Origin of the sequence: Stieleria maiorica, assembly GCF_008035925.1 — a bacterium.
GTDB classification, from domain to species: Bacteria; Planctomycetota; Planctomycetia; order Pirellulales; family Pirellulaceae; genus Stieleria; species Stieleria maiorica.
Map to the genome: position 1 here is coordinate 4253287 of NZ_CP036264.1, position 14207 is coordinate 4267493.

4 protein-coding genes and 1 pseudogene (1 of these 5 running past the window's edge) are annotated in these 14207 nt (G+C 58.2%); all 5 read right to left on the minus strand.

The features are described from left to right. Positions 1-11297, minus strand: the start of a protein-coding gene (locus Mal15_RS14435) for an Ig-like domain-containing protein (RefSeq protein WP_147868419.1). The gene continues 21331 nt to the left of window position 1, outside the view; the window shows 11297 of its 32628 coding nt (coding positions 1-11297); it begins with the start codon at positions 11295-11297; the stop codon falls past the left edge of the window. Between the two features lie 179 nt (positions 11298-11476). Beyond that, positions 11477-11992, minus strand: a pseudogene (locus tag Mal15_RS14440) (sulfatase/phosphatase domain-containing protein); the annotation flags it as partial. Between the two features lie 260 nt (positions 11993-12252). Continuing rightward, positions 12253-12804, minus strand: coding sequence for a hypothetical protein (locus Mal15_RS14445; RefSeq protein WP_147868421.1), 552 nt, complete (start codon positions 12802-12804; stop codon positions 12253-12255). A 236-nt stretch (positions 12805-13040) separates the two neighbouring features. Continuing rightward, positions 13041-13511, minus strand: coding sequence for a nuclear transport factor 2 family protein (locus Mal15_RS14450; protein ID WP_147868422.1), 471 nt, complete (start codon positions 13509-13511; stop codon positions 13041-13043). 57 nt (positions 13512-13568) lie between these two features. Then, positions 13569-14153: a carboxymuconolactone decarboxylase family protein gene (locus tag Mal15_RS14455; protein ID WP_147868423.1), complete on the minus strand. Its 585-nt coding sequence runs from the start codon at positions 14151-14153 to the stop codon at positions 13569-13571. Between the last annotated feature and the right edge of the window lie 54 nt (positions 14154-14207).

Here is a 14207-nt window from a genome sequence, read left to right on the forward strand (position 1 = left end):
GCCTGGGTGTCACCTGCGTCGGCGTCAAAGAATCGATCAAAGTTGATCGGGGTTTGGTTGTTGCCCAGCTCGGGCAACAGCGTGCATTGGCCGTACGGGACATAGACGTTGAATCCGGTGGTTGCTGTCGGATAGGTCAGGTCCAAATCGAACGATTCAAATTCCGGCAGCGCGGCGGGACCACGCATTGATTCGTCGTGTCCGTACCAGATACGGACGTTGTCGAAGAAGTTCACCAGCTGGCCATCGGCGACGATCTCTCGCCCGGCCGGTCCCAGCAGGATTCCGCTGCTGAGTGTTGCCAGGTGACTGAGCACAATCGGATTCTGGCGAGGCGGCGGCGGTGTGTCTTCGGGACGTAGGACACCGCTAATGGAAAGTGCCTGCAGGAACAACGTTTCCCAAGCTTGGGCATCGCTTGCCAGCGACGACAAGGTCCCGTCGGCGCCCGGATCGTTCAGGATCGCCTGTCGAAGTGTTTCCGCGCTCGCGGACTGATAGGCGACAAACTCCTCCGCAGTCATCGGCGTCGCCGAAGCAACCGCGTGAAACGAGAAAGCGATGATGTCACAAGGGTCGAACTCGATCTTTTGGTTCCGTTCGTGGACCGATTTCCAGGTTTCAGTCAAACCCGGAATGATGTTGTCCAAGTCGTCGGGACCGTTTTCCAGCTGCCCTTCCAGCTGTGGAAAGCGGGCATAAAGTTCATCACGCAGGGCGGCAAATGCAGCTTCGGGGTCGATTAACGGAAGCAACCCCGGGTAGGTCGATGCGGAGAAGTTAAACGCCGAAAAGTCCCTTGCCGCAAGGTCCAGAATCGATCCGGACGCGAGTTGGTGACCGTCGGTGTTGACTTCGCTGCGTAGACGGGCCCAGGGGACGGCCGGCTGGGCGAGGAACGAGTCTTGATCGGCGATCGGAGGGGATCCGCGCAGATTGCTGCTGAAGGTGACATAGTCCAATCCGAAGACGCCGGAATTCGTTCCCAGTTCGGGCACGCCGAATTGGAAGACCGTGTAGGGTGCGTCGACGTTGCCTGCGTTTTCAACACTGACGCTGTAAAAACCGGTCGTTCCGGGACGCAACACCCTGGGACCGTCGACGCCGACGATCGCTTCTGGCTGGATGACACGTTGGATCAGAAAACGATAGGGCAACTGGGCGGTTGCCCCATCGGGATTAGTCACCTGAACGTCGTACAGTCCGCGTGGTTGGCCGGTCAGATCAAAGACGGCGCGGACGTGCGTGCTATCGATCACTTCATAGCGTTCTGCTTCAACCTCGCCAAATTGTGGGCGTACCAATTTGATCGTTGCGTCGGGATCGAATTGCGTCCCTCGAACACTGAGTGTGACGAATCGGCCATCGCCTCCGCGATCGGTTTCAATCTCGGTAATCGAAAGCGGCAGAGATTCGGCCAGCAGGCGGATGTTCTGGGGCGAATGGGGCGCAGCGGATGAGTTTCGTACCAGGACGTAGTAGCGGCCTGGTTGTGTGTCCGGGATCAACACCGTGGCATTGGCGGCGATCGGTCCGATCGGGCCGAAGCCTGCGGTTCCCGGTTTTGGCACATCGTCATAGCGAACCAGCACGTTATTCAGGGCGTCGACCGCGTCGCTTTCCAGCGTCAAGCGGACGGTCTGATCACGCGGAACGTTGAGTTCGTACAGCAGTACGTCTTCGTTGGCGAGCGTCGTTTCCAGCGGCACGCCCAAGGTCAACGTTTTCGTTTCGACGCGAAACGTCGTGGGCGAGACGGTTTGGTTGTTCCCTTCGCCGGTGCCCTCCAGGATTTCGTCAAAGATATCAGTTCGGACCAACAGACGGTAATTGCCGGCACGGACCGGAGGAAGCGTCGCGGTCAACATCGCCGTGTAGGATTCACCGGGATCCAGGGGATCGTGTTGAGCGGATTGCGGGATGCGAGTCGTCTGATTGACGTGTCCCAGCCGCACGTCGTTGATGTCCCAAACGCCATCGCTGGACAGGTAGACTGCATCGGCCCATCGACCCGTGATCGAGTTGGCATTTAGAGCGTTCGTCACAGAAAACGCGATCGTCACTTGATCTCCGGCGACCAACGTCCCGGCGGTCGTTGAGATGGAATCGGCGTCGACGACTAGATCGGCCGGATCGGGCCGGTTGATGATGATCGGTTGCGAGCTGACCGTGACATTATTGTTCTCTTTATCCAATTCGAACACGCGGCCGCCCGGATCGGACGAACTACCGGCGTCGGTCTCGATGATTAAGTAGTAGGCTCCCAATAAGTCTTTGGGAACCACGATCGGCGGGCAATCGGATGCCCCCGATAAGTCCGCCGAACAAACGACATCGATCGATTCGCCGTTGGGCAGCGCGGCAAGGTGGTTGACGGAACCGAGATAGCGATCTTTGGACGTATCAAGAAAGACATCGCGGGAAAGATAAAACGAGTCAGTCCAAGATCGTTGACGCTGGCTCATGTCGGCGCCTTCGTTGACGATTTGGTAGCTGAATTCCAGCGGCTGGGCCTGCGTGACTTGGGCGGGCGCGTCGATGTTCTGTACCTGAAGGTCGGGCGCATCGACGTTGGAAATCGTCAACGGGATCGTGATCAGGTTGTTGTCTTCGTCCAAGAATTCGGGCACTTGGTCTCTGCCGACTCGACCGAATCGGATGTCCGAATCGGTGTAAATCAGGACAAAGAACTGGCCGAACAGATCGATCGGCAACGGCACCGATAGTCCGTCGTTGTACGATGAACCCGGCGGCAGCGATCGCAGTTGGTTCAATGTCCCGAGAGAAAGATCGGTTGGTTCCAGGGTCGCATCGGTGGACAAGAAGATGGCGTCTTGCCAACCGTTCTGGCGGACCGCGCGTGACCCTTGATTGGTGACTTCGTATCCGATGTCCAGATTGCCGCCACGCGGAACCACCGCCTCGCCCACCGAGGGAGTGGAGATTCCTTGCAATGTCGCGTTGGTGATGACCAAGTCTGGCTCGGCGTACTGGACGGCTCGCTCGGTCGACCCCCAGTCGTTGCCGTAATCTTCCGGGGCCTGGTAGGCGACCGTTTGATAATTGTTTTCCCAGCTTTCGACCAGCAAGGGCGTCGCGCTGGTGCGGACGTGAAAGAAATAGTTGAATGCCGTTTGGTCCAGCGGAATGCCCGGTGGAAGCTGGACGATCAATTCAGCCGTATACGATTCACCTGCGGCAACCACGCTGGCGCCGGGATGTGCGACACTGCCTTGGAAACTAGAGAAAGCGGCGTCGAACGGATCCACACCGGAAAAGTAGACCGAATCGTTCCAGAAATCAGTTCCGTCCCATGTATCGTTCCCAAAATTGGTCACCGTCCACTGCACACGAACCGGCTGACCGCTCCGAATCACACCGTCGGCGGCAAGGGCGCTGACTTGAACATCGGTGACTCGCAAGTCCGCGGGGGCAAGCGGTGTGATCAGCGTGGGATCGTTCAGTCGGTCGTTGATCCGATTGGGATCTGGACGCAGATTCTGTGTTTGAACAAAGACATGACTCGCTTCGGCGTTGGGAGAAAGGGTCACGCTGCGCGTTTGGGTGTAGCTTTCGCCGGGTGGCAACACACCGACATGGAATACCGAAGCGATTTGCTGTCGATTTGACGATGGTGAATCAAAATCAGCGGAGTCGATCAGTACAATTTGATCCGCCCAACCAGGAGATTGTGTCGGAGTCGGTCCTGTGCCGACGTTACTGACCTGCCATGTGACGTTGATCGTCTGACCGCCGACCACCTGGTTGATCGGGTTCCCGTCTGTATCGGTGACGGTAACCGATGTGACACTCAGGTCGTGGAACAGTGGGACGCCGGCGACATCGATCGCGCGAGCTTTGTAGTTGTTGTTGTTTTTCTCGGTCGGATCATCCGGATTGACGTGTTGGCTGCGTGTTTGTTCAACCAGATCGAGACGTCCGGTCCAATTCGCCCACGGTGTGATGAAGTACTGTTGCGACGGGATTCCGGTTGGCAGCCGGACGCGAACAACCCGTTCGTAGAACCCGTTGGATTCCAAGACCCCAACATGACTGAACCGCTGAAGCAAATAGTCGTTCTTGAAGTTGGGCCGGTTCTTGTCCGTGGTCAACCAAATGCTGTCGTCCCACGTGTCGGTGCTGGTTGTCGAAACACCGCGATTGGTGACTCGGTAGCGGACCTCGATCTCGCCGCCCTCGAATGCAAATTGCGGCGCCACGACGTGACTGGTCACCAGATCCGCAGGGGGAACGGGTTCAGCGAAAAACGATTTGAAGGAAACGTTGTTGCCTTCGCCCGGGAATTCGTTGACCACATCATCGGCATCGGTTTTGACCAAAAGGTATTGGTCACCGCCTCGCGAGATCGGAATTTGAATTCCCGTGACCGAAACGCGGTACTCACTGAGGTCTGGATTGTTCGGATCGAGTGCCGGCAAGGCGTTGGCATTTTCGCCGCGGTACAGCAAGATATCGCCGGCCCCAATGGCGGTATCCAGTGACAAGTAGACCTCGTCAAACCAACGTTGGTTCCCCGTCGCAATCAGACCCTGATTCCGCACCACAAAGCTGACGTCGATTTCGCCGCCGGCCGGAACGCTGGCAGGAACCAAAATCGAGTCGCCGAGCACCACCAAGTCCGCCCGGGCGGGCAAGCGAATCTCCAGGGAGTCGAGATCCAACGAACCGTTGTCGCTCTCATTCGTCTCCAGGATTCTGCCGTTGACGAATCCCACATCGCTGACGATTTCGATTTGAAAGACACCGGACCGGTTCGCGGGAAGGCGGAATTGCTCCGTGCGGAGAACCGATTCGTTGGTTCCAAGGTCGGTGTTCTGCTGGACGCTGCCCAAACGAATCCTCGCCGGCGTTTGACCTTGGGCGACGACCTCGCGGATCCACACTTCGGTGGTCCAGTTTTGTTGCAACGCCGCTCCGAGGTTGGTTTCCGTCCAGGTCACATCGATCAGAGTGCCGGCGTCGACGGACTGATCGGGGGCAATGATGGATGATGGGGGCGTGAATAGATTGGGAAGCGGGCGCAAACTGACATCGATCGGGCCGGAAAACTCGACGTTGTTGTTGAAGTCGGGGAATCGCTGATCCGATCGCGGACCAAATACAAATTCATAGGGTTGAGTTTGCGGGTTTGAAGCGCTGTTCGCTTCGAACGCAACGTAGTACGTGCCTTCCAAGCCATCTGGAAGCGTCACCTGGGCCGAAACCGGTGAATCATACGACTGCCCCACCGCCAAGCCGCCACTGTGGATCACGCCTGCGAGGGTAGTGACGAAACTGTTGGCACTTCGCCATGTCGCCGGATCGGGATCTCGTACCAAATAGACCGTGTCGGTCCAAAAATTGCCGCTCGTCGCTGCGACCGCATGGCCGTCTGGCGGCCCCACATTGGTCACGCGCCAAGAGACATCGAATGGAACCCCGCTTTGAACGCTTTGCGGCGTGGTGAATTCCGTTACCTGCAGATCGGAATACACGCCGCGAACCAGATCAATCGTTGAATCGGTAATTTCCACGTTGTTCGATTCTGAAAGTCCTTCAAAGACCGAATCGTCGGCGTCGGTCACGACGAACAAATAGACACGCCCATCAAAGATCGCGCGGTCGACGATCGGTCGTATGTCAAGTGACTGCTGGTACTGGTATTGATCCGGCGACAACCCGCTGTCCCGTGGCAACAAGGCTACCGAGGCTGGACGTCGATATTCGCCAAGAACCTTGTCCTGGCTGTCGAGGATGTTGTCGTCCGAGGCGATCACGCGATCAATCCATCCGGAACCGGCTGATTCCTCTCCTTCGTTGGTCACCAGCCACCGAACCGTCAAACGCGGTGCCGCGGATTGCGTCAAGTCGCCGAAAAATTCCGTCGCTGGATTTCCATTCTGATCCAAAATCGTTAAACCGCTGACCACCAGATCGGCGTGGGTCCGCGTCACATCGACCGACAGCACATTTGAACGGTTGTTGGTTTCGTCGCCGAATTCAGGGATCTGACGTCCGGCATCGGTGATCACATACAGACGAACCGTACCATCGAGGGCGGTAGGCAACGTCACGGTCAAATCGACGGTCGTCGTTTGTCCAACGGTGATCGTTGTGTTGTGATTGAACGTGCCAACGAGCCGGTCATCACTGTTGCCAATGGATTCGTCAAAACTGACGAATACGTGATCGATCCATTGTTGGCCGGTGATGTCGGCGGTTCCCGAATTGGTAATCGAATAAGTCAGGTCGACCGTCGCGGGATCTCCCCGCACGGCCGATTGGCCGGTCAAATCGTGGGCAGCCAGATTCGGCAGATCGAATGCGACGACGTCAATGGTGACCGTCCCGATGGAATCGCCGCTGACCTGATCGCTGACCAGGTATTCAAAACTGACTTGGCCAACAAAGTCGGTCGGCGGCAGATAGCTGAACGTGCCGTCTCCGAGATTCTGCAAGGTTCCAGAAACGTTGGTTTGGTATCCCAGAACGACAAGCGGATCATCTTCAGCATCGGTGTCATTGGCGATCGGAATGAATACGATCGGCGTGTTGTTGGCGGTGGTGAAGGAATCGTCGACCGCGACCGGTGCCGTGTTGGCGGAATCGAATCCCAGTGACGCGACAGCCACGTCGGATTCGGCGTTCCCATCACTGACCAAGAAGGCGAAGGTGTCGCGGATCGCGGCGAGTGGTTGATCTGGCAGATAAATGACGCGGCCCTGGGAATCGCCGACGTCGGTTCCGCCACTGAAGATCGGTGTCGTCGGCGTGATTCCGTCGGTCGTTTGGTACAAGACACCGTGAGCCGGGATCGACTCGATGCGCGCCTCAAGGGCGTCGCCATCGACGTCGCTACCGGACAATTGCACGGGTCCGGCGACAGCGGAAGGAAGCCGCAAGGTATCAGGGATGGGGGCGACGACGTCTTGCCAAACCGGGCGGTCGATGACGGACAAGTCCGCAAGCGGTTGCAGTCCCAGACGCCCGTGAACTTCGTTTCCCGAAATGTCACCGACTCGAATGCCGCTGCCCTCATCCATCGGCCAATTCGCGATCAATCCAGATGTTTCGGTGGGAACCGGTTGGAAGCGAGATGACGCGATCTGTCCTTGATCCAACGCCGTCTGCCAGAGCCGCACACCCGCGATTCCGCCATGCCAACTGTAGGCACTCGATCCGGATCCGCGGCCGATTTGCAACGGTTCGAGCGAATGGTTGATGCCACCGCTATAGCTGACGCGATCGACTTCGGTTCCATCGATAAACAATGCCAGGGATGTCCCGTCGTATGTCCCGGCAAGGTGCGTCCAACGGTCCACGGGCAGCGGAGCAGAGACCCGATTGGAAACGTATTGACTGACGAAGAAGTGGATCTGGCTATTTTGGATAAAGATGCCATAGCCATCGTTCCATTGACTGCTGGTCGATTTCATCATCAGGGAGTCGAAGGTGTTGGACGACGCACTGCGGAACCAGGTCTCGACCGTCAGGAACTCCGGACGCAGTTGATCGTTGTCGTCGACGACCACAATGTCATCGCTTCCGTCAAATTCCAGCACCGGACGGACAAGATGAGCCGTCGGTGCGTCGTTGACGGGGGTCACGTCCAGATGAACAACACCAAAGTCCTGGCCGCCCCGACCATCAACGATGCGGTAAGTAAATGCATCGGATCCGGTGTAGTCGGCGTTGGGTGTGTACAGGAATGTTCCATCGGCCTGTACGGCTAGCTGCCCGTGGCTGGGTTGGGTTGCAATGGCCGACTGCAGCGGATCGCCGTCGGCATCGGAATCGTTTGCAACGGCATCGATTGTTGTGGCGGTGTCCTCGACGACATCGAACGAATCGTCAACGGCCTGTGGATCTTGATTGGCGATATCGCCGACGATCAGCTGTAGTTGTGTCGGCGAAACGAGTGGGAACAGGGATTGGTTTCCTGGCAATACCGGACCGACGACCGAGTCGAATTCGCCCTGAAGGCTGTCATAGCTTGCAATCTCAAACACGTCGTCGCCGGCCGGGACGAATCCCGGCGAAACGGTTGTCTGCAATGTGCCGCGAAGTTCTAGCGCGCCGGCAACCGAGATTTCGGGCAATTGGTCAGAGGTGCGACCGCCGATCTCCAGATCTAAAAGTGAGTTGGATGCAAACACCGTCTGGTCGGTGGCCGTCACCTTTGATCCCGGGACCAGTTTTAGCGTGCCGTCGTTGGTAAATCGCGTCACTCTGAGATCACCTCCGGCGGATCGGATGATTCCTTGATTTAGGATCCGTCCCCCGTTACCGGTCGCGGTGATGTTCAATGTCTTTCCCGCCACATCGGCGCTGAATATGCCGCGGTTGATGATCGCAGAATTGGAACCATTGGTGGTTACTGTTCCGGTGCCGCCTAAAAACCGGATTCCCGAATCAATCGTCAACGTTTCGTCGTTGCCCGACAAGAGGACGGTTCCGGATTGGACCGTCGGAAAATGCAGCTGACCGTTTCCGGTCAGTGTTTGGGTGCCAGTAAACGTCAGTGTTCCGTTCACGCCGAACTGACCCTCGCCGGTATCACGCCCGATCCGAATCGTGACGTCTTGGAGGGTCAATCCATTGACCACCGTCATCCCGCTGCTGACAACATTCACGTCGGTTTGCAACGTCACGGCGTCCAGAGTGCCACCAACCGGGATGAACTGTGCGCCGTCGATCGCATCAATCGCTCCTCCCAGAATCCTTCCCTGATTGCCGAGTTCCCAGTCGCCTGTTGTGGCGTCGAGTTCCAGTCGCGAATCACGGTTGTCCAGGGTGCCGGTGATCGTGACTGTGCCGCCGGAGCGATTGAGGGTTCCCAATTGACTGACCAGAAAGGTCTGGTTGACGATTCCGATTCGTACCGCGGTGTCGTTGACATTGATTTGTCCCGGATTGCTGAAATCACCGCGTAGGAACAGCGTGCCGCCAGTGGTTTCGAAGATCGTTTCGTTCGCCAGGTTCGTTGTGGTGACGGTCGCACCGTTGGTTTGAATGGTCCCGCGGTTGATGAACGCACCGGTGCTGACACCGAGCGTCAGGGATGCGGTCGCAGTGATCGTCGTCTGATTGATGATCGATCCGTTGGCACTGTAGATGGAGCCTCGTCCACCCGAAATCTGGAGGCCCGCGGGCAAAGTCAAATCGGTTCCCGCGCCGGTTGTCAAGATCGCTCCGGATTGGCTATCGGGGAACAGAATCTGTCCTGTCCCTGCAATCGTCTGGGTGCCGTTGAACAGCAAGCTCCCATTGCTTGCCGGAATCCCATTGCCGCCATCACGGCCGACGCGCATGGTCACGTTGTCGAGGACCAGGCCTCCCACGATGGTGATCCCAGACGCGCCGACGTTGAGGTCCGTTTCCAGCGTCACTGCGTTGAGCGTTCCGCCGATGGGAATGAACTGTGCACCCTCGATTGCCGCAATCCGGCCTCCGAGGATTTGACCGCGGTTTTCGAGGACCCAGTCCCCGGTTGTTGCGTTCAATTCCAGCCGGCGATTTTGGTTGTCCAGGATGCCGACGATCCTGACCTCTCCGCCGGATCGGTCCACGACGCCCAATTGTTCGACGGCGAACGTCTGGTTGGGGCTGCCGACGTTCAGCGTCGTGTCGGTAGCACTGATTTGCCCCTGGTTGTCGAATTGCCCGAACAGACTGAACGTGCCGCCCACGGTTTCGACGTCGGATTCGTTGATCAGGTTGGTCGTGGTCAGCGTTGCGCCGGTGCCGCGAATCGTCCCGCGGTTGATGATCCGGCTGTTCGTTCCAGTTGCGGTCAGCGACAATGAAGTCGTGATGTCAATGACACCTTCATTGACGATCGATCCGCTGGACGAAATCAGCGATCCTCTTCCGCCTGTGACCGTGATGCCGGTTCCCAAAGTCAGCTCCGCGCCGGCCTCGGTGGACTGAATGGATCCACTTTGTGAGTTTGGGAAAACGATCCGGCCGGTTCCTGAGACCGACTGAGTGCCACGAAACAGAAGTGCTCCGTTGACCGGGACGCTATCGTCGCCGACGTGGATCGTGACGTCGCTCAACTCAAGGCCGCCTCTGATGGTCAGTCCAAAGTTTCCGACGACCAGATCGGATTGAAGATTGACGCCGTCGAGTGTTCCTCCCAGCGGAATCAGTTGGGCGCCGTCGACGGTGTTGATTGATCCGCCGACAATTTGTCCCGAGCTGGCCAGTTGCCAGTCACCGGTGCCGGAGTCGAGTTGCAGTTGGCGTCCGGTGTTGTCCAGCACACCGTTGAGTTGCACGGTACCGCCGGTGCGACGAAAATCGCCAATCGTATCGACGGTGATCGGCATGTCGTTGGCGCTGCGAAACACAACGGTCGACTCGTTTGCGTCGATTCGTCCGTCATTGCGCCAGTTGCCGTTCAGTCGCAGTTCGCCTCCAACGACATCTACCGTGCCCTCGTTGCGAATGTCGGCGAGCGTGAGGATCGCGTCGGTTGCACGGATCTCGCCGCGGTGAACGATGTTTTGATTGACCGACCCGGAGCTGACGGTCAACGAACGATTCGCGGCGGCCGCAATGATTCCTTCGTTGATGACGCTGAAACCGGTACTGCGGTTTCGAATCGCTCCCGCACCGTCAATGGTGATCCCCGGACCGATCAGCAGTGATCCTGAAACGCCGGTGATATCCACCAACGAGGAAGAGGTTGTCGTGGGCAAAAAGATCGTGCCGTTTCCCTGCAACGTTTGTTCGTCGGTTAGACGCAAGGTTTTACCCACCGAGTCGTCGACGAAGCGAATGTCACCACCGGAAAACGTCAGTCCATCGCGGATGGTCGCGACCCCCGACAGCGAAACGTCCGCGGCAATCGTCACGCCCGATAGCGTGCCGGAAGCGGCCACAACCGCAGGTGCGCTCGTCGGTCCAGATGAATGGATGGTCGCGTTTCGTATCGTGCCACCGGTCAGCTGGATCGGGTATTGATCCGTGTTGAACGTGCCCGAGACTTCCAGGACACCCGAAGCGACGGACAGGGATTCCGAAGTGGTGACCGAGGCGACGGTCTGGTCACTACCACGAAATTCGATCTCCGCTACTGCCGTGGGAACGTCGATGACGACGTCGTCGGATGCGGTGGGAAGTTGATCGCCGACCCAATTTGACGGATCGTGCCAGAAACGTCCGTCGCCTCCTCCGTCCCAAGCAATGGTTGCGAGGACCCGCCGATCTTCAAGCCGCTCGTAAAGCTGGCAGCGTCGATACCTTGTTCGAGCGCCACGTCGCGATCGAGAACTGCGCCGTGTAGTGACCATGTCTTCGCTCCGCGCAACCGAGTCTCTGGATCACCCCTGAGGTGAAAACGAACTCAGCCGCCCGATCGGTCAGGGTCGCAAGGTCGATGGCAGTAAAAAGCCAGCCTCACAGCTCTCATTCCGTTTCGCGAATCGGGGCACAACTGTATTGACGTTCATGCTGCCAATTCCACGTTGTTTCATCGCATCACAGCGAATTCCTGCAGTCGCTTTGGCTCGCCGTTGCACCACTCCCCTGATGGTACCGTATCCCCATCGCGTTTGCGCGGGATTCTCGAATAGGGCAAAACGATGGGGGCAAAACGATGGGGGCAAAACGATGGGGGCAAAACGATGGGGGCAAAACGATGGGGGCAAAACGATGGGGGCAACCATCTGCGATGCGATGCGGTGACGTCGACAATTCGGTTGTCGCCGGCGAGATTGGTCCGCTCATTTGGATCGGCGTCGTGATCATAAAGTTCCTCGCTGCCGTCTGCGTAACGGATGTACCACCAGCGGTCGCTGCGGACGGCATGGTTTCCGCGTTGATACGTCATCAGCGCAGGTGTGTCCCAACGCGCTGATGGATCTCGCAACAACGGAACGATGCTATGCCCGTCGCATCGCGGTTCGGCGGGCAGCCCGCAGAGATCCAGTAGCGTCGGATAAAGGGCGGTCAGGTCGATCGGTTGATCGCAGCGGCCGCCCGGCCGGGTGACCCCCGGCGCGACGACTCAGATCATCGACGACCAAGAAAAGCACGTCGGGGCGATCAGATGCTCGCCCGACTTGGGCGTCGACGACGCCCAGGAGAATCAGCAGGCAGATGCACCGCGCATTGCGGTGCGTGGGGAGAGACATCACGGTTGCGATCCGTTGGATCTCCAGAACTGAAGTTGGATCGTTGGTCTAACCCCTGGACGGATCGGTGCGTGGCACCGAGGCCGGTTCCCGCGTCAACCGTTGGACCGGGCTAGAACAGAAAACCGTTGATGCTGGCTTGGACTCCTGCCGTCGTGGGGTCTCCCGAGAGTACGGCGAACGGATCATCCAATCCCGTGGCGGAGCCCATCCCGATGAATCGACCGTTTTGATCTCGAAAAACAACCAGGATCGAAGTCTCGAACACGATCGGCTGTCCATCGGGACTGTAAACCAACGGATTCAAATCGAACCCCAAGAATTCACCCTGGATCGTTCTCCCGGATTGCGTCTGCCACGCGAACGAGCCAGTGAATTGGGCGTAGATTCCAAAGATCGGTTGGAAAAAGGCGCAGGTGTCCGCCGTTCCGGTTCCGAAAAAATTCCCGATCCCGGTGGCGTGGCCGAGAAAGTCACCCGGTACATCGTGAAACGCAAGACCCGGTACGGGGGTCAGGCAGATCGTGGCGTCATTGGGGTCCACTGCATGATGAAAGAATTGAAACTCGCCCGAGAGTATCGTCGGTGAACCGGCATTCGCCGTTCTCGCATCGAGTGACAATGAAGCAATCAGAAGGCATATCAGCGGAAGTACACGCGTCATCAGGTTGTCCTAAGCAGTCGTTGGTGTCGTCGGCAGGTGCCGCACTCGGCACTCCACCATCGGGCCGCGTCCGCCCGGCAAGCGATGGCTTGCCGGGGGGCGGTGGGCTAGTCATAGGGGACCTGAACGCTCGTCGCAAGTTGATTTACAGCGATGATTGAGATGTCGCCCTTACCGCTGTACGACGCGTCGGCCGTCGCCGTGGGCGGCCGACATTGCGATAAAATGAAGACTGTCTATTTGACACGTTCTTCCAGACCGGGATGGTCGGCGGGGCGGGGACCGAGTGGCCAGTGGAACTTCCGCTCCGACGGGTCGATCGCGTAGTCATTGATGCTCGCCTCGCGACGTCGCATCAATCCGTCGTCGTCGAATTCCCAGTTCTCGTTGCCGTAAGCGCGAAACCAATTGCCCGCGTCATCGTGGTACTCGTACTGAAACCGAACCGCGATCCGGTTGTCGGTGAATGACCACAATTGCTTGGCCAGGCGGTACTCACGTTCTTTGTCCCACTTTCCGGACAGGAACTCGACGATCTGCGGGCGTCCTTCAACAAACGTTTCGCGATTTCGCCAGCGACTGTTCTGCGAGTAGGCCAGGGAGACACGCTCGGGGTCGCGCGTGTTCCACGCGTCCTCGGCGGCTCGGACTTTCTTCAGCGCCGTTTCACGGGTAAACGGCGGCCGAATGTCAGTTGGCTTTGCCATGTTGGATTCCTTGAGAATGAAAATGAATCGGATTGGGCGGTCGACCTGGGGAGAGAATCAAGCGACGCTGCAGCTATCGCTGTGGCAACCGCAGGTCGCCGACGATTCCAGCGGTTCGGCGGGCGGGAAATCGATCTCGGTCTCGGCGACATGATTGAAGTAGTTGGTCAACAGATTCAGCGCCGTGTTGGCGACCACTTCGGCGATCTCACCACCGGTCAATCCGGCTCGCCGGGCCGCGGCGACTTGATTGTCGGACACCAGGCCGCGTGCTTCGACCAGCTGGGTTGCGAGCTTCAAAACCGCATCGGACTTTGCGTCGGCGGCAGTCGCCAATCGGGCGTCGCGGATCTGATCGGCCGACAGTCCGACCATCTTTCCGATCGCCGTGTGGGCACTCAGGCAGTAGTCGCAGCGATTGGCCTGACCGACCGCCAGTGCGATCTGTTCACGCTGCTTGGTCGAGAGATCTCCCGAGGCCAAGGCGCCGCTGAACTTCAGGTAGGCGTCCAAGACGGCCGGTGCGTGGGCCATCGTCGACATCATGTTGGGGATCATGCCCAGCTTGGACTGAACGCCGCCGAGCAGTTCTTTCGCCGTGCCGGTAGCTTCCGCGGGGTTGATCGGGTTGATTCGTGCCATCGTTACGTTTCCTTGATCTTGGTGGAATGGTTTGCAAGCAGCGGAAGTCGTTGC